Source organism: Haloprofundus halobius, assembly GCF_020097835.1.
Classification (GTDB): Archaea; Halobacteriota; Halobacteria; order Halobacteriales; family Haloferacaceae; genus Haloprofundus; species Haloprofundus halobius.
The window spans coordinates 80,178-99,546 of the sequence record NZ_CP083666.1 but is presented as its reverse complement, the minus strand read 5'-3'; the positions used below and the strand labels follow the sequence as shown (position 1 = coordinate 99,546).

21 protein-coding genes are annotated in these 19,369 nt (G+C 56.6%); 5 read left to right on the top strand and 16 right to left on the bottom strand.

What is annotated here, in order from left to right; all coding sequences use genetic code 11:
- Nucleotides 1-51: 51 nt before the first annotated feature.
- From LAQ74_RS00470 to LAQ74_RS00460, 3 genes are all read right to left on the bottom strand, one after another.
- Nucleotides 52-978 (bottom strand): hypothetical protein, encoded by a 927-nt coding sequence (locus LAQ74_RS00470; protein ID WP_224333820.1) that lies wholly within the window; start codon nt 976-978, stop codon nt 52-54.
- Nucleotides 979-1,257: 279 nt separating this feature from the next.
- On the bottom strand, nt 1,258-1,947 hold the full coding sequence (locus LAQ74_RS00465; protein ID WP_224333819.1) for a hypothetical protein: 690 nt from the start codon (nt 1,945-1,947) through the stop codon (nt 1,258-1,260).
- A 6-nt stretch (nt 1,948-1,953) separates the two neighbouring features.
- The gene (locus LAQ74_RS00460) at nt 1,954-2,523 is read right to left on the bottom strand and encodes a glycosyltransferase family 39 protein (protein ID WP_224333818.1); all 570 of its coding nucleotides are present in this window, start codon (nt 2,521-2,523) and stop codon (nt 1,954-1,956) included.
- 380 nt (nt 2,524-2,903) lie between these two features.
- Here LAQ74_RS00460 and LAQ74_RS00455 point away from each other — a divergent pair, with 380 nt between their 5' ends.
- The gene (locus LAQ74_RS00455) at nt 2,904-3,581 is read left to right on the top strand and encodes a class I SAM-dependent methyltransferase (protein ID WP_224333817.1); all 678 of its coding nucleotides are present in this window, start codon (nt 2,904-2,906) and stop codon (nt 3,579-3,581) included.
- Nucleotides 3,574-4,302 carry a nucleoside/nucleotide kinase family protein gene (locus LAQ74_RS00450; protein WP_224333816.1) on the top strand — a complete coding sequence of 243 codons (729 nt, stop codon included), beginning with the start codon at nt 3,574-3,576 and terminating at the stop codon, nt 4,300-4,302. The genes LAQ74_RS00455 and LAQ74_RS00450 overlap by 8 nt, the downstream gene beginning before the upstream one ends.
- On the opposite strand, the gene LAQ74_RS00445 is transcribed toward LAQ74_RS00450, so the two are convergent.
- Nucleotides 4,303-5,397, bottom strand: coding sequence for a glycosyltransferase family 4 protein (locus tag LAQ74_RS00445; protein WP_224333815.1), 1,095 nt, complete (start codon nt 5,395-5,397; stop codon nt 4,303-4,305). It lies immediately after the preceding gene.
- 46 nt (nt 5,398-5,443) lie between these two features.
- Nucleotides 5,444-6,877, bottom strand: coding sequence for a sugar transferase (locus LAQ74_RS00440; protein ID WP_224333814.1), 1,434 nt, complete (start codon nt 6,875-6,877; stop codon nt 5,444-5,446).
- A 346-nt stretch (nt 6,878-7,223) separates the two neighbouring features.
- On the opposite strand from LAQ74_RS00440, the gene LAQ74_RS00435 reads away from it, so the two are divergent.
- Nucleotides 7,224-7,505 (top strand): PadR family transcriptional regulator, encoded by a 282-nt coding sequence (locus LAQ74_RS00435; protein WP_224333813.1) that lies wholly within the window; start codon nt 7,224-7,226, stop codon nt 7,503-7,505.
- An 820-nt stretch (nt 7,506-8,325) separates the two neighbouring features.
- Here the strand turns inward: LAQ74_RS00435 and LAQ74_RS00430 are convergent.
- From LAQ74_RS00430 to LAQ74_RS20730, 3 genes are read right to left on the bottom strand one after another with little or no spacing between them, the layout of a single operon-like run.
- The gene (locus tag LAQ74_RS00430; protein ID WP_224333812.1) at nt 8,326-9,108 is read right to left on the bottom strand and encodes a hypothetical protein; all 783 of its coding nucleotides are present in this window, start codon (nt 9,106-9,108) and stop codon (nt 8,326-8,328) included.
- Nucleotides 9,105-9,638, bottom strand: a complete 534-nt coding sequence (locus LAQ74_RS20735; protein ID WP_484494576.1) for a DUF8112 family protein — start codon at nt 9,636-9,638, stop codon at nt 9,105-9,107. Before LAQ74_RS20735 ends, LAQ74_RS00430 begins: the two co-directional genes overlap by 4 nt.
- A complete protein-coding gene (locus LAQ74_RS20730; protein ID WP_484494575.1) occupies nt 9,635-9,829 on the bottom strand; it encodes a DUF8118 domain-containing protein in 195 nt (64 codons plus the stop codon). Before LAQ74_RS20730 ends, LAQ74_RS20735 begins: the two co-directional genes overlap by 4 nt.
- Before the next feature lie 200 nt (nt 9,830-10,029).
- Between LAQ74_RS20730 and LAQ74_RS00425 the strand changes: the two genes are divergently transcribed.
- Nucleotides 10,030-10,227: a hypothetical protein gene (locus LAQ74_RS00425; protein WP_224333811.1), complete on the top strand. Its 198-nt coding sequence runs from the start codon at nt 10,030-10,032 to the stop codon at nt 10,225-10,227.
- A gap of 56 nt (nt 10,228-10,283) precedes the next feature.
- On the opposite strand, the gene LAQ74_RS00420 is transcribed toward LAQ74_RS00425, so the two are convergent.
- Nucleotides 10,284-11,492, bottom strand: a complete 1,209-nt coding sequence (locus tag LAQ74_RS00420) for a Cdc6/Cdc18 family protein (protein WP_224333810.1) — start codon at nt 11,490-11,492, stop codon at nt 10,284-10,286.
- A gap of 245 nt (nt 11,493-11,737) precedes the next feature.
- A complete protein-coding gene (locus LAQ74_RS00415; protein ID WP_224333809.1) occupies nt 11,738-12,043 on the bottom strand; it encodes a hypothetical protein in 306 nt (101 codons plus the stop codon).
- Between the two features lie 387 nt (nt 12,044-12,430).
- Here LAQ74_RS00415 and LAQ74_RS00410 point away from each other — a divergent pair, with 387 nt between their 5' ends.
- Nucleotides 12,431-13,015: a YdcF family protein gene (locus LAQ74_RS00410; protein WP_224333808.1), complete on the top strand. Its 585-nt coding sequence runs from the start codon at nt 12,431-12,433 to the stop codon at nt 13,013-13,015.
- Nucleotides 13,016-13,481: 466 nt separating this feature from the next.
- On the opposite strand, the gene LAQ74_RS00405 is transcribed toward LAQ74_RS00410, so the two are convergent.
- From LAQ74_RS00405 to LAQ74_RS00385, 6 genes are all read right to left on the bottom strand, one after another.
- Nucleotides 13,482-14,687, bottom strand: coding sequence for an outer membrane protein assembly factor BamB family protein (locus LAQ74_RS00405; RefSeq protein WP_224333807.1), 1,206 nt, complete (start codon nt 14,685-14,687; stop codon nt 13,482-13,484).
- Nucleotides 14,684-15,970, bottom strand: coding sequence for a PQQ-binding-like beta-propeller repeat protein (locus LAQ74_RS00400; RefSeq protein WP_224333806.1), 1,287 nt, complete (start codon nt 15,968-15,970; stop codon nt 14,684-14,686). Before LAQ74_RS00400 ends, LAQ74_RS00405 begins: the two co-directional genes overlap by 4 nt.
- 134 nt (nt 15,971-16,104) lie before the next feature.
- Nucleotides 16,105-16,539 carry a toxin-antitoxin system TumE family protein gene (locus tag LAQ74_RS20535; protein WP_425498499.1) on the bottom strand — a complete coding sequence of 145 codons (435 nt, stop codon included), beginning with the start codon at nt 16,537-16,539 and terminating at the stop codon, nt 16,105-16,107.
- On the bottom strand, nt 16,536-17,108 hold the full coding sequence (locus LAQ74_RS00395; protein WP_224333805.1) for a DUF7342 family protein: 573 nt from the start codon (nt 17,106-17,108) through the stop codon (nt 16,536-16,538). Before LAQ74_RS00395 ends, LAQ74_RS20535 begins: the two co-directional genes overlap by 4 nt.
- Before the next feature lie 92 nt (nt 17,109-17,200).
- On the bottom strand, nt 17,201-18,010 hold the full coding sequence (locus LAQ74_RS00390) for an aldo/keto reductase (RefSeq protein WP_224333804.1): 810 nt from the start codon (nt 18,008-18,010) through the stop codon (nt 17,201-17,203).
- Between the two features lie 133 nt (nt 18,011-18,143).
- On the bottom strand, nt 18,144-19,340 hold the full coding sequence (locus tag LAQ74_RS00385; RefSeq protein WP_224333803.1) for an MFS transporter: 1,197 nt from the start codon (nt 19,338-19,340) through the stop codon (nt 18,144-18,146).
- Nucleotides 19,341-19,369: the final 29 nt, after the last annotated feature.

The following is a 19,369-nucleotide window of genomic DNA, read 5'->3' as shown; positions in this document are numbered from 1 at the left end:
GACGTATCCAACACGGCAAGAGCATGGTCATCTCGTTCTCTTCCGTCGGGTTTACCACCGTATCCGAAAGTGCTCACACACGCCGATTCCCCCGAACAGATACAGCACCCACGTGAACATCTGTCGCTGGCGTATCGTCGTCCCGTAGTTCGCGTTCGCGAGTCCGTAGAGCGTCGCTCCGACGAGCAGTCCGACCAGAAGCGTCACAGTCGCCGCAGGAGCGACGCGCCCGGCAGAGCGCACGCCCCAGATACTCGCGACGGCGAACCCGAGCGTCACCAATCCCTCGGCCATCCCGACGAGGTCCGCTGGCGTCGAGACCATCCACGGGAACGGCGCGAACAGGAAGTACGCCGCGGCGACCCACGAGAACGCGATCAGTTCGAGGCCGTTCGCCGGGAGCGCGTCGGCGAGGTACACTGCTCGACCGCGTGCGCGAGCGTCTCTGATCTCCGTCAGGTATCTGGTCACTCTCGGAAGTTGTGACGCTGCGACTAGACCACCCACTATTCCGACGGCCGGTACTGCGAGAGACGGATACGGAACTCGCTCACGTTCGAGGAGTGTCGCGACGATGCCGACACCGACGACGAGCGCGTAGAAGGGGACGTTCTCGATTCGGAGTGCGGTCGCGACCAGCAATAACGCCACAGCCAACGCGACGCGTACCGTCTGTCGGAGTCGTCGCGGCGGTGCGAGCCATAGACGAACTACTGACGTCAGCGCGAAGAGAACGACTGCCTCTCGCAGCAAGGAAGCGTGTACGAGAACGAGACTCGGGAGGACGGCCAATGGTACTCCAGCGACGATACCCGCCCGCCGGGAGTGAAGCTGAATACCGAGCAGAACGACGTTGTAGACTGCTGCTGCTCCCAGAAACGCGATACCGACTCTAGCGTAGAGAGCGCTCGGTCCGGGAAGGAACCAGAACGGAGAGAGCATCACCCCCCAGACCAACGTGGGGTCGCCGAGTCTCACGACCGGTAGTTGACCGCTGGCGAGAGCCGATGCCGTTTCTGCTGCGGCCGCCTCGAAACCATAGACATCAGCTTGGGAGTATGGATTAATTCGGAGTATAGAAAGAGGGATGGCAGCCAGTCGAAGCACTAATGCGAGTATTGCTACGCTCAGAGCGACTCGCATCCTCTCTCTCGTACTCGGTGTGCCGCTCATTTGTTCCTACGAACGAATTCGTGGTCCATCTTGTCTGTAGATATCGGTTTCGTCCTACGGTGAAAGCTAGTTCTCACCGATTCGTCACCGACAATCGAGGGTCGTGATAGTTCCGTTGACTCGGTGGAAAACGATCTTCGACTCGTCGTTTTCGAGGTCGGAACAATCACGGACCGCATCCGGATCGGTGATTCGCTCCGGCCCTCCAGACTCGGTTATCGTCCGTTGCCGGATGAGCATATCGCTATACACGACGACCCGCCCAGTATCTCTATTGAAATCGTTCTCCCATTCCCCGACGAACAAAATCTCGTCTGGATTTGCGTCGAGCTCACGAAGTTCGGCGCTCGCTTGCATCGTATTCGGCGCCTCCAGACCTTCCCCCTCGATCTGTCCGGCCACAGGAACAGAAGACCCACCGAGTAGACCGATCTGGAAGACGGCCGAGTAAAGAAGTGACGCAACCACGAGGGCAGAGATGACGGATAGAAGCGCTTCTTCCCCTTCGATTGAGGTTTTCTGTTCGAGATATTCGAGGAAGTGCCTTCCACCGATCGCTACTGTCAAGGAAAACGGTGCGAGCAATCCCCACAAGTAGTAGTAGTGAATCGTGTAACCCTTCGTGAGGAGTGGAGGAATCGCGAGTCCAGCAGCAAGCCACGACCAGAGGAGGTGGGCCCGTAGTTCGTTCGTCCGAACTGCACGCGTGGCCCAATACACGCAGGCGACGACGGAACCGAATAGCGTGATCGTGAGTGCGACACCGTACGGCACGGGATATCAGAGATGGAAGTCGAGGTGGGCTAACCAGAACCCGGGAGTGAGGAAGATGCCGAGGCCGACGCTGTGAGTGCCGTGTGTGTAGAGCGTACTTGCACCGCTTAGCTGCAGTTCAGTCAACCAGATGACTGTCGGAATCGTCACGAGCGTTAGAACCACGACACCGCCTGCGCGGATCCACCGACGGTCCCGGAGAAAAAGGACAACGAGTGGAAGTGCGGCGATGGCCTCCCACATGTGGTTCGTAATGTCGAGAACGAGGAGTACGAGAGCAGCGACGTACCATCGGTCATCGTTCGATTCGATGAACAGCAGCCCTGTGAGAACGGCAGCAGTCGTTAGTGCGATACTGAGTGTATCTGGCTGATAAACCCAAGAGTGGCGGATGAACATCGGCTGCACCCAGAGGAGAGCGGGAGCAAGCAGCATCGCTTCGCGTCCAGCAACCCGACGGGCTATGAGACTCAGGCAGATTCCGGCGCCGACCGCAGCAACCAAAGAGATGAGTCGGCCACCTTCTACATATCCAAGAGCGACGAGCGGTGCGGTCAGCCAACTGTGAAGATGCAAGGCACTAAACTTCAGGGGTCAAAAAGAGATATGAGGCCAATCCAGCTCGTGCGATTGCGAGTGACTGAAAGTATCCTGCGATCTCCCGAGCTCCGTGTATCGTCACCGGGATTTTCTCGGTGAGTAGTGGAATCAATCCGAGCGCAGGAACGAACCAAACAAGATACTTGGTCCACTTTCGCATTAGTAAGTCAGGCGTGTATTTCTAGCCGTTAGATATGAATATTTTGAACTGACTACAATGCTAATTGTCGGTCGGCGTCACTCTGAGACCTTACTGTGTTTCTTAAACTACGATAGCCTAATATAGATAGACTATCCAGAAAATCGAAGGAGGAAATAACAACAGTAATTAACAAAGAGTGTATCCAAAAACCAGAATGAGTGACGAACGAACATTCGACTACTCGTCGGAAATGAAGGACTATTACAAGTCTGACGAAGTAGCTGAAAATTATCATGAGGCATTCTCTAATGAAGGTCACTGGCGGCACCGTCTAATCGCTAGCCGGGAAAGGCAGACCATAAAAAATCTCATCAACAAAGTCCCTAACGCGTCAGTTTTGGATATTCCTACTGGAACTGGAAAACTGGCACCAGTCTTTGCGGAGACGGGATCGTCTGTACTTGCCTGTGACATCTCGGAGAATATGCTTCAAGTTGCTGAGTCGGAGTACGAGCGTACTGGAGTTGAGAACGCCCGGTTCCAAATTTGCGACGCCGAAGGAATCACTAATACGCTTGATGAGTCGTTCGATGTAGCTGTTTGTCTTCGACTCCTCCATCGTGTCCCAAGCGACACGAAGCGGCGAATCCTCAAAGAACTCGGTTCTGTTGCTGACTACGTGATAGTTTCGACAGGAGTTGAATCGACGTTTCACTCGTACCGGCGTACCGCTCGTCAACGGATTCTCGGGGGCGATGAACGTGAGCACTGTTACGAAACATCCGAAGTAACGAGAGAGATTATGGGAGATGGATTTACGATTGTCGCCTCAAAGCGCGTTCTCCCAATTCTCTCCCAGGAACACGTGTATCTCCTGAAACCAGATGAGTGACGGTTGGCACCCACTTTTCGTTGAGTTCGTCGGCGTTCCCGGAGTTGGGAAGACAACCCTCGCGACGGCTCTAGCTGACAGATTAAGGGATGCTGGATTCGAGGTTTACCAACCAAACAACCGAGTTGATGCTCTATCTCCTATGGTGCGTGTTTCGATGAAAGCAGCCTATTCAGGACTCTTATGTGTAACTAATCCGAGATTTGCTGCTAAGTCGATAGGAGCTCTACCGTGGCGCAGTCTCGTGGAGTCAAGCGATACGAGAAGTGTGAGCTTCAACTGGTTCTTCGTCAATGGGGTTATTCAACGACATAACCGTAAACGAGGTATCTCTGTTATAGATCAGGGCCCCCTCCAAGGGTACTGGTCAACCGCACTAAGCGAACATCCGAAAGTCAAATTTCGCATAGAATCTTTGCTCAGAGAGAGGTATCGAACTGTTCCGACATTTGTCGTTCAGGTAGTTACCGATAGGGAGACCATTACTGATCGTCTCGCAAGTAGAGACTCGAACTGGAGTCGAGTGAAACCGACCGTGGACGACGGATACTCACTTGAAGACGCGTTCGACGTGTTCGACGAACTTAAAGACCTCGTAGATGATCTCTCGTCTCAGTATTCACAGTTCGAGGAACTTACTGTAGTCAACGAGAGACCCACAGACATTACGACAAACGTCGACGAAATCGTTTCTGAAGTTAATCGTTTTCTCAGTTCCTGACTACATACGTCGAATTACCGCTCTCAAATGGTCAGTAGTGAGTTCTACCGTCGATTCCCATGACTGGACTTCGGCCGTTTGATCGCTTTGATTCTGTCCTACTACCCGAGCCAACACATTGGATAGATCCATCACGTTTCCTCCCTCGAATGTCTGTCCGTTCGGACCGAGTGCGTCTGATATTTGCTCCAAGTCAGACGTAACGACGCTGATACCGGACGACTGGGCCTCCAGCACGGTACGCGGTAACCCCTCTGCACGACTCGGCAGCACCAATACGTCTGCGCTGCGGTACACCTTCGGCATTTCGTCGTACGGTACGTGTCCGAGGAATCGAACGGCCTCATCGACATCCAAATTCTCTATGAGTTCCTCAAGTTCATCACTTAGTGACCCCTCACCACACAGGTATAATTCGACGTCAGGGTACTCCTCTTGAACTGTTGCCACCGCTTGAATCACATCGCTTGGTCGCTTCCCTTCGACTAGCCGGCCCACGAACAGCACGACTGGACCATCCGCATCGATCAGGTTGCTCTTTGGTCCGTCAGGAGTAAACCGATTAGTGTCGATTCCGTTAGGAACTACTTCGATATGGGAACTTACTCCGAGATCACCAACTCGCTGCTTATCGGTCTCCGTATAGCAGAACACCACATCGGCCTGATTGAACGTCCACCGCCCGACGCTCCGAAGGTACAGATCGAACAACCACTTCGGTGCGTTCTGCGAGTACAGTCCGTGATTCGTAATCGCCAGCGGAATATCTCCCAACCGACGCTTCAAAGCGGCGAGATTCGTCGAGAAGTACAGATGTGAGTGCGCGTGAATTACGTCGAACGAGTGTGCGTCCCGAAGAAACGACGCGACACCGAGTGAGATGTCGTTCCCGAGTGCACTCGTCGTCACCGGGTACCGCACGATATCGTATCCGTCTCGTCGCTCTCGGTGTGGTTCGTCGACGCCGCGGGAGAGCGTCAGCACCGTCACGTCGTGACCCATCGCCGCTTGGTCGCGACTCATCGCGTGAACGTGGTACGCACCGCCGCCTTTGACCTCCGGATACACCGTCTGTGCGACGCGGAGAATACGCATTACGCAGCGCTTGTAGAACGAGGAGTAAGGTTCGTTCGGTTCGCCCTCACCGAACGAACTCCAGGATATCTTCGAGAACCATCCACAACTGCCGCACGACGATTTTCGCGTCGTACCCCAGCGACTGCCGCCGAACGTACTCGATATCGTAGCGGATCTTCTCGTCGGGTTCGTGGCCCGTCGCGTGATTGATCTGCGCCAATCCGGTCAACCCCGGTTTGATGAACCACCGCTTCTGCCAGTCGAGCACACCCGACTGAATGTCGGAGTCCAACTCCGGACGTTCGGGGCGGGGGCCGACGACGCTCATCTTGCCGACGAGAATCGCCCATAGTTGGGGAATCTCGTCGATGTGCGTCCGCCGGAGAATTTTCCCGACGCGCGTCACTCGGGGGTCGACGCCGCCGGCGTCCTCCTGGCTCACCACCGCACCGGTTTCGGCTTCGGCGTTCTCGACCATGCTCCGGAACTTGTAGACGCCGAACGTCTCGCCGAAGACGGCCGTCCGTTCCTGTTCGTACAGCACCGGGCCGTCGCTGTCGAGTTTGATCGCAATCGCGACCAGGAGCAACAGCGGCGAGAGGGCGAGCAGTCCCGTCGCCGCGAAGGCCACGTCGAACGCGCGCTTCAGCATGTAATCTTGCATGTCCCACGGTTCGACGTCGACGTCGACGAGCGTTCCCACACTCCCCTCCGCAGTCAGCACCGAATCGGCGTAATCACGGTGGACCTTCACCTCGACGCCGTGTTCGTGACACGTGTCGATCGCACCGAAGAACTCCGCGCGGTCGGGGCGCACGAACGCCAGCACCACCGTGTCGACGTGCTGTTCGACGAGCACGTCGTCGAGTCGCGAGAACCCGCCGAGATGCGAGAGTTCCGGAAGCGTGGTACCGCCGTCGGCTCTCGCGTCGGTCACGTCGGCATCGCCGTCGACGACCGTCCGCTGTCGGCGCGGAAGTGCGCTCGTCGGACAGACGTAGCCCAGCACCGACACCTCTTGGGCGATGCGCTCTATGAGCATCGGGTCGTCGCCGACGATGATCGTCCGCTCGGTGTCGGCCGGGGGACGACGGCGAATCCAGACGAACCACGCCGGGAGCGCGACCAAAAGCATGCAGACGACCATCACGAGCGTCGCCCGTGGCAGGCGATGCGACCACTCGAAGTAACCGAACGTCGCGAGCGCGAGGCCGGCGACGAGGACGTGTTTCTGCGTGAGCGCGACGACGTCGAGGATTCGACGTGGACGCGGTTTGTACAATGGGACTAAGCAGACGAATACGGCGAGAACCGCCGTCCAGACCGCACGGCTGAGCGAAGTCCCGTCGAGGACGTGCGCTTCGAGGCGGTTGAAAATCGGGACGTACGCCGTAAACAGCTCCTGTGGCAGCGGGTGGTTGGCGAAGTACACCGCGAGGGCCGTGAGACTGGCAGCGCCGACGACGCTGACGACCCGATACCGCCACCCTGTAAGCATCGTATTGTGGAATAAATCGCCGGATGATAAACGCTATGATTAGGCCGAAGATGCCGCTCGAAATCAAAAATCGGCGAGTCAACCAGTTCGAGCGACTGGTCAAACCGTACGGTGTCCGCTCAGTCGGTAGTTCACCATCTATGTTACCTCAGCGGTCAGGCGGAGTGAGATCTGCTACTGAATTTCGAAGATTCGAGACAGAGTTCGACAAGTTATCGGCCCACCGTCGGTGACTTACCGCCGTCAGAGGATTGGAAATAGAGTCAAGCGTTAGCCATCGCCCGCACTAATTGTCAGAAATAATGACACTACGAACTATTATATGCAAATTTGTGGGGTATATCATATGCACGACTTGAGTGGTTTCCAGCGAGACCTCCTGTACGTGATTTCAGGATTCGATCAACCATCAGGACAGCAGGTCAAAACTGAACTCGAAGGGTACGTCGATGGCGAAATCAACCATGGACGGCTCTATCCGAACCTCGACACCCTCGTGAACAAAGAATACGTTGAGAAAGGGCCAATCGACCGTCGAACGAATTACTACGCAATCACAGAGAAGGGAAGAGAAGCCATTCGAGAGCGACGGTCGTGGGAAGACCAATATCAATCGATTGAAGCCTGACTCGCCACGTCGCAACTGAAACCGAAGCGACTTTGAGGATTCAGAGAGCGAGCAGTCTCGCTGTCCGCAGTTGCTCTCAGCTAGAGAGTCGCTCAAACCACTTCTCCAAACCTCCTCCATGGTATTTCTGTACCAACAACTGGACTCCTTGATGCAGACTACGGCAGGATAATTACGTTGGGAGGGTCAATCGCCCTCAAAAATCCCAACTGGGCCGTCTCAGGTATCGAGCGTCATCTCGACGACTTCGTTCGTACAGAGCCACTAACCATCCAACTCACCGAATTCGACGAGCATCTCGAACTTTACGGCGCCACAGCATCCTTACTCACCGATAGCGGACTCTCATTGTTGGAACCGACCTGCGATTGATTCGTTGTGGTCTCGCCTTAGCGAATGGTGTCATCCAGTACTCTCGGGTTGGCCAGACAACGGTTCAATGCAGACTAGCGCCGTTGAGCTAACGGTCGGCGAGCTCGTTCCAGGTTACAGATCTTGAACAGCGAGACGCCCTTAGAACCAATTACCTCGTAACTCCTTCAACTCGAAGTTGCCCACATACACCTGCTGTGAGACTCGAATCTTCGCTGGTCGTGTCCACGACTGCCGTCGACTGCCGTTCGAGGAGAGGGACCCTCCAGTAGTGAACCACCAAACGGCGGTCCAAAAAGCAAACAAAACAACGCTGAGCGAATACCGTGAGTCGGTTAACCGCCGTTCGAACCACCCCCCCTGTAGTTGCCTGCGATTGCAACATCTGTAAGTCAGTTCGAGTCTCACCGTTCCGGTTTCGCAGTTCATCACCTTCATCGCGGTACGGTTAGTCATCGTAGCGTACCTCGAGGACGTATCGTCCTTCGACTTCGCCACCTTCACGGAGGCAAATATGACCATCCGCGATATCCTCTAATTTCTCCATCGCCCGATATACCTGCGTCCACTGCAAGCTCTCGTCGCGTTTCGCCTCGAGTTTCTGCTTCAAATCATCACGCTTCGAGCAGAGTCGAATCCGTCGGCCGTTCACATCACTAATCCGCATCCCCCACTCGCCGAGATGCAATCCAATCTCGTGCGCACGGTGATGGACGGGATACGGGTGATCGACAACCGCAGTCGGGCCAAAGCGAAGAAACCGCTCTAAGCGAGACAGCGTCCGACCCTCTTCACCTCCTTTACCGATTGTGATAGCCTCCGGTGGATTGATTCCTACTTCGTCTTCGACGACGCTAAGACGTCGCGCGAGACGCCCATCTTCTCGGCCTCGAAGCCGTCGCTCGTCGAGAATCCACGCCCGATGTTGCGCTACGGTCTCGATTTCCCCCTCAAGGATATCGAGTCGGGCGAGAACGGAGCCTTGCTCGTCGAACATCGCGTCGAACTCATCGACGCTATACTCAGCGTCGTACTCGCCGACGACGTACGACCGAAGCGTCGACGCGAGCCGTCGCCCGACGTTTGCATCACGCTCGGCCGATTCGAGCCGTGTTTCGAGCTGTTGCCGCTGTTCTCGTTCGGCCGTTAGTTCTGACTCCACTTCCGCGAGTTTCGCTTCAAGCCGGGCGAGTCGCTGACCTTCCGAATCGTCTGCTCCATTGGCTCTCATCGGGCACCTCCTAGTGGCCCGCACCGTGCAACTCGCTCAATCTCCGATAGACAGAGCCGATGTCGACGCTGGCTCGGAACCGAACGAATTCCGAGACGGGCCAGAACAAGTAACTCCGGAAGTGGCTTCTCGACGGTCTGGCGGTGGAACTTATCCTCCAGCGTCGGCAGGCAACTCGAACAGCACAGATGGAGCGGTTTCCAACGCGCCTCTCGTGAGTACCATGAGACGAGCGCGATGACCGACGCACCCTCTCGTAGTGGTGTCGCACAGCGGGCACACGAGATGGCCTCCATCCGAGAGACAGAAAGTCCAGTAAGCACCTGGCTCGCGGGCGCGGTGAGAATCGGATTGCGTTGAGCCGACAGCCACTCCTTTTTCGAGCGACCGTCTCCCTGTTCGGCGTCTCGGATTCGTCCCTCGAGAAACACTTCACAGTCGTGTTCTTCGATCCGCTCGGGTAGTCCGATGGCACCACAAACTGGACACTCCTCGAGTTCGGGGCCGACCAACAGTTCCTCGTCGCTCATGCGACTGGACACCCCGCATAGTGCAGGAGGTCGATTACTCGTAGTGCCTCGCAGCCGCACTCCTCACAGCGGTAGTAGGTGTGGTCACGCCGACCGTACGCGTCGTAACCGACGTGCGGGCCGGAGATCGAATTCTCTACGTCTTCGTCAGTAACACCAGCGTTTTGATGTCGTGTTGCTTCCGTACTCATGGGTTCCTCACCTGAGAGAACCCTCGGTCGGTGTTGCACCACCGGCCGCTTTTCGCGACATTACCGAGTGTCCTCGAACAGTAGTACATCTCCTAACCGCATAAGGGTGTCTGTATGTGCTAACGTTAGCTAATATACTAAGTTCTATTTGCGACAACGTGTTAGTAAATATTGTAATGGTGACCACCAAACAGGGAAGTATGGCTAAGAGCCGTGCACTCCTCACAGATACAGAGCGAGAACAAATTACTGGGGAACACGGTCAAGACAGGAAATATCAAGCGACTTCTCGGGTTCGTCGTCGAATCAAAGAAGAACTCACAGAAGACGTCGAGCTACTCGCCGAACACCACCCTGACCTCCTTGACGAACTCCGAGACGTCGTCTGCGACGAGTAGAGTACAACTCAACTCCTCAGAGAATCGAACACCAACTACTCCTCATCTGTCTCCGCCTACGACCGCCGAAGCGCCTCCAAGTACGCCGGCCGTACTTCGAGGACCCACTCCGGGTCGAACGTCGTCTGTATCTGTTTGACGCGTCCGTCGCGGCCGCGTGCGTCGATCCACGTCTCGACGAGTCCCATCGTCTCCAGCTCGGTCACCGTCTCTCGAATCGCACGCTCGCCGAGCGTCGCTCGCGTCGGTAACTCGAATCTCGAATACGCCTCGTGAACCTGCGCCGTCGTCACCGGCTGGGCGATCTCGTCGGTTCGACGATCGGTGTAGCTGGCCACCGCCTGGAGGACGAAATACTGCTGGAACGGTAGCTGCAGCAGTTTATCGATCGTCTCTTCCTTCTCGGTCAACTCGAGGTTGGCGTCGATACAGTCCTCGTCGAGCGCCGTCAATCCGCGCTCATTTGCGGTCTCGCCGGCTCTGCGAAACAGCGTCATCGTCCGCCGTGCATCGCCCCACCGCGCTGCAGCCTGCTGAACCCCATACTCGAACACCGTCTCAGATAGTGCATCCTCTTTGAACGCCTGTGTAACACGAGGCTCTAGTACCTGTCGCAATAGCGACCTCGAGTACGGCGGGAAAAAGAGCTGTTCACCGCTCATCGCGCTCTTGACGCGACTGTCGAGGCGCAGATCCACCTCCAGCAACTCGTTGCTCAACAGAAACACCGACAGTTGAATGCCTCGTTGCAGCCGCCCTTCACCGCGCAGCAGTCGATAGAAGAACTCGTTCGGGTCGTAGTTGGAGTCGTGGGCGACGTGGTCGATTTCGTCGAGAATGAGCACCGTCCATTCGGGATACTCCTCGAGTGCTTCCCAGATGCCGGCAAAGACACCGTCGAGTCCCTCCCACGCTTGCTTGGACTCGCCTGAAAGCACCCGCAACAGTTCGTTTGCGACGCTGAAGATCGTTCGACACTCCTTGAGGTTGACGTACTCGACGGCCACCTCCTCGTGGCGTGCGGCGAACTCCTCACAAACGCGTCGCGTCGTCAGCGTCTTGCCCGTCCCCGGTGGGCCATAAACCGCCACCGTCGGCGGGAGATATCCCTCGTGAACGCCGTTGAGAGGCGTCGCCAGCCGTCGTTCCTGGATGTCGCGCGCGATGATTTTCTCGGAGGGCGTTAGCGGGTTCAACGCCGCTTTATCGGCGAAGACGCTGTTCGTCGGGGCGGTCGTAGCGAAGAGGTCGTCGTAGTTGGTCATCGTCTCTCGGTAGCCGGTTTACGGTCGCTGCAATCCCCGTCTGAAATTCCACCGGAACTACGTGTGTCTATGTATCGACGCGAGCGACCATAACGTACGTGCTGGAAGCGAGACCGCGAGAACTCGAACAGACGGACGAAAAGTCACCCCGACAATCGCATCGAGACCGAGGATACACCCGCATCGAACGCCGCAACGGCGAGGAAGACGAGCATGTACGCGAAGTCGCCGTTCACCCGAGAGATTCAGTCAGCATACTGCGGTGCGGCCCGCGGGGACGGTTCGTCAGCGTTCGACTCGAGATACTGATCGAAGGGATGCGGCGAGCGAAGCGTCGCGATCACGCCCCACATCACGCACGTCAGAAGCGACCCGACGGCGGACATCGTCATCCCGAGAGAGAGGAACGTCGTCCCGTAGACGACACCGAGACTCGCCGACGGCAGCGACGTTCCGAGCGGAATACTGGCGGTGGAATCTCGGACCGTAGGGACCAACACGAGAAGCGAGAAAACGCTTCCGGCGAGGAAGATGAGATCTTGCCACATCATCGCACAGCACCCGGAACGAATTCGATCAAAGAGGGTATTTCAGTCATCAAATCAACGAAGGAGACGGACGGTATTAAGACTTACTCAGATTTGAGTAAGTACTTTCGTGTAGAATTACTGTTAGTGTATTTTGATGTCTGACAGGAGATCGCTACGAGACTAGTGCAGTTGTGAATTGGTGAGACTCATCACTAGATTCGTTTCTCAACGAGCGTATGCCGTGCACTCTCTACCGACGTACACACCGGATTTTCGATGTCGTTTCCGGATGAAGGCGGATGTACCGTCTCTGAAACTCTCTCGAGAGTGATACGCCGATTAAATATCAAAACACTATAATTTTCAAATTTGCGAAGAGCCTATAATCATCGACGAGAGGATGGAAGTATGGTCGTTGTCGTGCTTGGTCATAAACTCCAATCCGAAGAACTGCATCCGCAACTCCAAGCACGCATGGATGCCGGGATTGAGGCATTCTCAGGCACAGACGCGCCATATCTTCTCTTAAGCGGCGGTCAAGTGAATCCCTGCGTGGATAAAACGGAGTGCGAGGTGATGGCCGAATACGCCCGTTCACAGGGTATCGATCCATCATGTGTCGTCCCAGAGCCCTGTGCGTTAGATACGATCGGGAACGGATACTTTACGCGGATGCGCGTTGACGAACTCAATCACCAAGTAGAGACACTCTATCTCGTAACCTCCCGGTATCACGCAGAACGAGCAGCGTACATCTTCGAGCGGTGTTTCGGCGATACAGTCGAAATCGATGTGAGCTACTGTGTGGATTCCGAGAGTGAGACACACCCGATTCGTCACCGCGCTAAACTAGAACAAGTACAGGCATTTTTCGAACCGGTACCGACGGGTGATATCGACGCGATTCGCCAGCGTCTCAACGAGAAACACGAACTCTATGAGAGTACAGAGGCAACGCTAACGTCATCAACTGCTGTCGATATCACAGTCTAAGAGGTCGAGTTGCGTCCACGTTTCCGAATCTGCGGGCTCGCTTTGACTCTACTGATGACAGCCCGCACACATCGTAACGAGATTCTTTGCCGACCCATCGATGTGATGAGTGAGAAGGTGTGCAGTCTGTAGTTCGACTGCACACTCGTCAGCATTCATTGCAAATGGGACCCACTAAGGGTCTCCGTTCTCCTCTCGCGTCAGGTTCGGCATACGGTACTCGATACCCTCCTCGGAACCCGTACTGAATGTACTGAGTTACTAGGCTAGATTATCGGACTGCTACGTGCTTTCAACTGTGTAACTTCACTCCGTTGGAGCAAGTACTCAATCACGATGACGAAGTCGATGAGGGGAGTACGGCATCAAGCAACCAATACGTCCAGAGTGGATTCTAGATGCCAGCCGCCCGTAGTCGTCGAATGTCGAGCCCCTATTCGCGTTGGTCGCCTGAACCCGAAACTGCTCAGCTGAATCGAGCGAGGGAGATTCCATCCTCGTCAACCCCGGATGCGTATACTGCACCGTCGACGACAGCAGAACCCTTGTAATACCTCGCATAGCGCGACTCGAATTCGCCTTGGGTCTTTGCGAGTTTCTCACCGGTCGCTGCGTTGAGTACGCCCGGGAGACTCCTCGACTCCGGTTCTTCCACGGGGAGTGGAGTATAGACGCAGCCATCGCCAACGGCGACACCGGCACCCGTGCTTTCGGTAGACCAGCAGGAAACGCCAGTCGTCGCCTCGACTGCGTACAGTTGATCGTCGGTCTGGACATACACATGTGACCCATCGGTCGCGAGGACGTTCGGGTCGGACCGGACGTCGTACGTCCACGTGTGCTCGCCGGACGCTGCATCGATTGCATGGACGATTCCGTCTGGATTGCCAGCAAATACGGTGCCGTCTGCGACGGTCACGTTACAGTCGATGTGCGCGTTCGTCTTGACGCGCCACTTTTCTTCGCCTGTCGCCGCATCAAGCGCGTAGACGTACGTATCGTAATCACCGTAGTAGACCGTCTCTCCGACGATAGCTGGCGTTGCGACGGTCTCTTCACCCGTCGTGTGTTTCCATCTAACCGTCCCATCTGCGAGGTCCAGCGCAAGTAGCGACAGTTCCGTCGAAACGTAGACCGTCTCGTCGACGACGACTGGACCCCCCCGGAACAGGCCAGTATAGTTCTCGGAAACGGTCCATCGTGTCTCACCGGTCTCGGGGTTCAGTCCGAGGACCGTGGACTCGGCGAGAGCGACCACCACGTCGTCACCGATAGCCAGTGGGCCATGCGGACTCTCGACGCGTTTTTCCCACACTTTCTCGCCGGACGTGGCGTCGACAGCACACAACAGAGAGTCGTATTCGTGCGCGTAGACTCGGCCGGCGGTAGCGACGGGTTGAACCGCCCCTGCCATCCCTCCAAGGATGTACGTCCAGTCGAGCGACAGCGGTGGCTCGGGTGTCTCACTCGCCGGGACGACGCCGGTCCCTGCGGGATCGCCCCCAACCGTCTGCCAACCGGTCGATCCAGAGACGGTTGGTTCGTACGGCCCGCAGGCTTCCGTTTGACCTGCGTTTGACTCGTCCGTGAACTGGCCACAGCCGGCAATTCCAACTGTTGCTCCGACGATACCGGTAGCACCAACCGTCCGGAGGAAACGACGGCGGTTCATGCGATCTTAGCCACCCCCAGAAGTTGATGGGAGAGATAGAGTGCGTCCGAGGTCACCGACAGCGGTGCCAACGAGTTCCAACCGTAGTTCTCCGTCGCGTAGTTCGACCCGAGTAATTCCGCTTCCGCCAGACCACCCCACAGTCGACTCCCATCAGTAGGGTCAAACGCGCCTGCGCGGAGGTAAACCGCGTCGTCGGTCACCACAGGACGTGCCATGAATGGGACGCTCTTCTCCCATCCAACGGCGTCACGGACGCCGTGATTGACGATTCGCCACTGCTCGCTGCCGTCCGTGATGTCGAGTGCATACAGATTCTTCGCACCGACGTACACGCGCTTCCCGTCAGTCGCGGGTGCCCCGGTGTACTCGTGGCCGACAACGAAGCGCCATCGCCGTTCACCTGTCGTCGCATCGAGGGCGACGATTCGGTCACCCCCAGTTACGAGAACGATGTCGTCGACGACAGCGGGCGTGCTTGGGGAGTCGTATCCCGTTGGAAAACTGTAGTTCCACTCCTCGTTCCCTCCGTGATTGAACGCCGTCACGTGACCAGTTCGGTCGTCGCTTGGGTTTTCCTGTACTGTCACGTATACACGCGAGTCGTCGACGGTGGGCGCACTATCGACCGCAAACGAGCTGCCCCGACCGAGAAGGTCGTTCCAGAACCGAGAGTGGCTATGCTTCCAGCACTGCTCCCCATCGAGTGTGAAGCCGTAGACGGTCGCTGACGCGTCGAGGACGTAGACGTGTTCGCCGATGACGGTCGGGGTTCGGACTGCCGCGTCGAGCTCCTGTGTCCAGCGTCGTTCACCCGTGGTTGAGATGGCGTAGAGGGTGCCCGCTTCGTCGCCAACGAGGATGGTGTCGCCCGCGAGTGCGGGATCGCCGCCTGCGAGCGACGGGAACTCGACTCGCCATCGTATCTCGCCGGTTTCGTCGTCGAGTGCGACAAGATAGCCAGGATAGCCTCGGTCGTACCTGTCGAGCGATTGAATTGCGACATATACCGCGTTTTCGCCGACGATGGGTGTGCTGAACCAGCCGTTCAATCGAGGTCCGTCTCCGCTCTCGCGGTCGGTCTGCCATTGGAGTTCGCCATTCGATGGCCCGGCCGGCGCGTAGGCAGTATTCGTCGGCCCGTATCCTGTCGTCGGCCAGCGGCTTCGTGGCCTGTCGAACGACTCCTCTGGTGGCCCACAGGATGGGGTTCTCGTATTATTCCCGGCAATCGCGACGGCTCCACAGGTGGCGACCGTGGCGAGGAGGGCACGGCGTCGCATGCTCGTATCCTCTAGAGTACCAACATATGCGCTTTCTGATTAGACTAGGTCTGGGTTGGCTGCACGGTTGAACTCTGAATTCTCACGCGAGATGGGCCAGACACGAAATGCTTCGACAGAGGAGGATTCGTGAATCAGACGGTCCAGAACGCTCGTTGTCGGTCTTCGATTTCGGAGAGGACTGCCGAGAGGACGTCTCGCCAATCGTTCGGGTGTGATCTGTCTTCTCCAGGTGTCGGTGCGTCCGGTCCAGGATGGATGTGGTCGCGTGTGTTGTGGCCCGATGGGTGGCGGTCCCAGCGATGGTCGAACGTTCCGTCGTGATGTGTCTCGTGATAGTGAATAGAAAAATCGCCGTTCGAGAACCAAGTCATTTCGAGACGAGCGATCTCAACGCTGTTTGGGTAGAAACTTGCGTTGTACGTACAGACGAGTCGGTCGGGTGCGAACGCTGGACGGAGAACAGTTTGGGTGAATCGACTGTCGCTTGCGAGTCGTTCGCCGATGGTTTCGAGTCGGTCAAAATCGACTGGCGCTCCGCTGTCATCCTCACGGTGTCCGCCTGTCATGCCGTACTGCGTTGGTCGGCTGAGCCATCTGAACCGGACAATGCCTGTTCGAGAAGCGTAATGCGGTGTCGTGTCGTCTTCCACTTCGTGAGGTCTTCCCAAACGTCCTCAATGGAGCGACTAGTCTCAACTGCATACTGCGAAATTGAGACTCTTTCTGGAGACTCGACCTCGAATTCAGTTGCATACGACCGGTCACGCTCTGTTTCGTCTTCGAGGAACTCGAGCAGTTCGTTACTCGTGTATTGGTTGCGAAGTGTCTGAACACGTCGCCATCGGAGGTACTCGTCGTTGCGCTCGTATGTCGCTGGTGACGTTGTGACTCGCGTTACGATTCCCATTTGCTCGAACCACTGTAGATATTCGCGCGCAGCATCTACTCCATGGCCAGCGAGGTCAGCGACTTCGTCGACGGACGTAGGGCGATCGAGTGCAAGGACTGCATCGAAGAAATCGTCGCGTGTGCGTTCGCCACGGACAACGTCCTTGGATGCGGTCAAGACATCGAAGTCTGGCTTCTCACTACGCTCGTTGCTGTCAGCCTTCAGTTCGTCGCGTGGTTCCCTCATAGTGGCCTAAAGGGAGATGTGCGGAATAAATCTTCTTACTAGATTATTATTCCGTCTACAGGTGAGAATGTCTGGATACCTCAAGCTGCCACTCAGAGCCCGAGGAGCGAACGAAGCCGAGAGAGAAGTCCGCCCTGCATATCGAAGATACGGTCCATCTCCTCGTCAGAAAGCTCGAAATCAAAGACCTCGAAGTTCGCTTCGATATGTGCCTGGCTCGATGCCTTGGGAATCGCTGCGACCATCTCCTGTTGAATCAACCAGCGGAGTGCGACTTGCGCTGCGGTCTTTCCGTACTGTGCTCCGATTTCCACGAGCACCTCGTTTCCGACCACTCTTCCTTGGTCTAGTGGACTGTACGCAGTCAGAATGACGCCGTTCTCGATGCAGAATTCGAGTAGCTCTGACTGACTCTTGAAGGGGTGGTACTCGACCTGATTCGTCAGAATCGGGGTATCAGATGCGGCAATCGCCTGCCGCAGCTGCTCGACAGAAAAATTGCTGACGCCGATATGCTCGACGGTTCCACGCGCTTGGAGTTCGTTCATCGCGCCGATCGACTCTTCGATCGACACAGTTCGACTCGGCGAGTGAATCAGCAACAAGTCGATTTCAGTCCCTAACCGCTGCGTGCTCTCCTCGACCGTACGTAGCACGTCGTCGTGGGCTAGATTCTGTCGGCGGATTTTCGTAACGAGAAATAGGTCCTCTCTCGGTACCTCGGAGTCGGCTATCGCCTCCCCGACAGCGTCCTCGTTGTTGTACATCTGCGCCGTATCGATGTGGCGATATCCGGTGTCTAGTGCGTGTTGGACGGCACTTCGACAGGTCTCTCCCTTCATCGGCCACGTCCCGAAGCCAAGCACCGGCACGTCCACACCTTCGGCGGTGACGTATTCCATATGCGATACTACGGGCTGGATTCACGAAGATACTACGCATGTACTTCCGACCGCCGTCTCGACTGCTTGTTCACGTTTTGGTGCGTGGAGCAGTACGGATTTCTTCGATGTAGTCGCGGTGATGATGGACAACTCACGCAGAGTCAGTCGACCCGATCTGCATCCAGGCAATCGCAGTAACGACCAACACGCCACCGAGGGGAACAAACAATAGCTGCATCGCTGTGTCCACACCCAGACTCCCGATCACGAATCCCATCGCTGCTGGGACTGCCGCGATTCCACACGAAGAGACAACTAACCCGATCGCATTTACAGGTGCACTATGCTCAGGCGCGCTCTCGGTCGCATACGCTAACAACGTCGGATACAACCCCGACAACGTCAGCCCGATACAGAACACCCCAACCAGTAACCACAGCCCCGACGCCAATACGAACGTATAGATCGCCGAGAGCAAACACAGCCCACCCAGTCCAAACGCCAACGGTACATACCCGAATCGCTCGGACAACGATCCTGCGGCGAATCGTCCGGGAATATACGCCACCAACAAGACGCTCAATGAGACCGTCGCAAGTGACGCAGAAATCCGGCCATCCGCATACGTCGTCAGCCAGGTGAACAATCCGCCTTCGACACCCGTGGTCAGCAAGATTCCAGCGGCCATCACCAATATTGCAGGACTCCGACTGATCCGCCGTAATTCAGCGAGCGTCAACGGATCGTCACCACCACCGGTGACAGACGGCTTCGGGAGATACCAGATAAGGGCTGCGAGCGGGATGAAACACACACCGAGTCCGTAGTACGCCAGTCGCCAATTATCAAACCAGAGCGCAGCCGCGACTGCGAGCGGACCGAGCGTCGCTCCGACCGCCCACATCATATCGTAGTATCCAAACAATTGACCGCGTCTGCGGGGATACAGGTGGCTCAACAGCGGTCGGTCACTCCCGCGTCCAATCCCGCTGAACACCCCCCGGAGGACTAACGCTCCAAGAAACAACCCAAAGGATGGAACCAGACCCATCACGAAGACGCCGAATCCGGTCCCAACGATCCCAAAGAGGAGCATTCGTCGAGTATCCAGTCGCCCGGCAACAGCACCGACCGCGGCGACGAACACGAGAAACCCGGCCGTTCCTGCAGGCGCAACCATCCCCAGCAGCCATTCGGGCGTGCCAAACTCTGCTCGAAGCGCCGGAATAATCGCACCCTGCATCTGCAGCGTCGCGCCTTCGAGTGCCGCAAAGGCGAAGATAGCTAGTGTCCACAAACGGCGGCTCGTAAACACAGCTGTAGCTTCAGTATCGGTGACCGTTTCCATACATCGACCATCACATCCCATCGGGAAAA

Bases quoted from the DNA above. Each gene is read 5' to 3' on its own strand.
- LAQ74_RS00400 (WP_224333806.1), bottom strand. From the start codon at position 15,970: ATGCGACGCCGTGCCCTCCTCGCCACGGTCGCCACCTGTGGAGCCGTC.
- LAQ74_RS00390 (WP_224333804.1), bottom strand. From the start codon at position 18,010: ATGGAATACGTCACCGCCGAAGGTGTGGACGTGCCGGTGCTTGGCTTC.
- LAQ74_RS00440 (WP_224333814.1), bottom strand. From the start codon at position 6,877: ATGCTTACAGGGTGGCGGTATCGGGTCGTCAGCGTCGTCGGCGCTGCC.
- LAQ74_RS00420 (WP_224333810.1), bottom strand. From the start codon at position 11,492: ATGACCAACTACGACGACCTCTTCGCTACGACCGCCCCGACGAACAGC.
- LAQ74_RS00430 (WP_224333812.1), bottom strand. From the start codon at position 9,108: ATGAGAGCCAATGGAGCAGACGATTCGGAAGGTCAGCGACTCGCCCGG.
- LAQ74_RS00455 (WP_224333817.1), top strand. From the start codon at position 2,904: ATGAGTGACGAACGAACATTCGACTACTCGTCGGAAATGAAGGACTAT.
- LAQ74_RS00415 (WP_224333809.1), bottom strand. From the start codon at position 12,043: ATGATGTGGCAAGATCTCATCTTCCTCGCCGGAAGCGTTTTCTCGCTT.
- LAQ74_RS00425 (WP_224333811.1), top strand. From the start codon at position 10,030: ATGGCTAAGAGCCGTGCACTCCTCACAGATACAGAGCGAGAACAAATT.
- LAQ74_RS00410 (WP_224333808.1), top strand. From the start codon at position 12,431: ATGGTCGTTGTCGTGCTTGGTCATAAACTCCAATCCGAAGAACTGCAT.
- LAQ74_RS00385 (WP_224333803.1), bottom strand. From the start codon at position 19,340: ATGGAAACGGTCACCGATACTGAAGCTACAGCTGTGTTTACGAGCCGC.
- LAQ74_RS00445 (WP_224333815.1), bottom strand. From the start codon at position 5,397: ATGCGTATTCTCCGCGTCGCACAGACGGTGTATCCGGAGGTCAAAGGC.
- LAQ74_RS00450 (WP_224333816.1), top strand. From the start codon at position 3,574: ATGAGTGACGGTTGGCACCCACTTTTCGTTGAGTTCGTCGGCGTTCCC.
- LAQ74_RS00435 (WP_224333813.1), top strand. From the start codon at position 7,224: ATGCACGACTTGAGTGGTTTCCAGCGAGACCTCCTGTACGTGATTTCA.
- LAQ74_RS20535 (WP_425498499.1), bottom strand. From the start codon at position 16,539: ATGACAGGCGGACACCGTGAGGATGACAGCGGAGCGCCAGTCGATTTT.
- LAQ74_RS00405 (WP_224333807.1), bottom strand. From the start codon at position 14,687: ATGAACCGCCGTCGTTTCCTCCGGACGGTTGGTGCTACCGGTATCGTC.
- LAQ74_RS20730 (WP_484494575.1), bottom strand. From the start codon at position 9,829: ATGAGTACGGAAGCAACACGACATCAAAACGCTGGTGTTACTGACGAA.
- LAQ74_RS20735 (WP_484494576.1), bottom strand. From the start codon at position 9,638: ATGAGCGACGAGGAACTGTTGGTCGGCCCCGAACTCGAGGAGTGTCCA.
- LAQ74_RS00395 (WP_224333805.1), bottom strand. From the start codon at position 17,108: ATGAGGGAACCACGCGACGAACTGAAGGCTGACAGCAACGAGCGTAGT.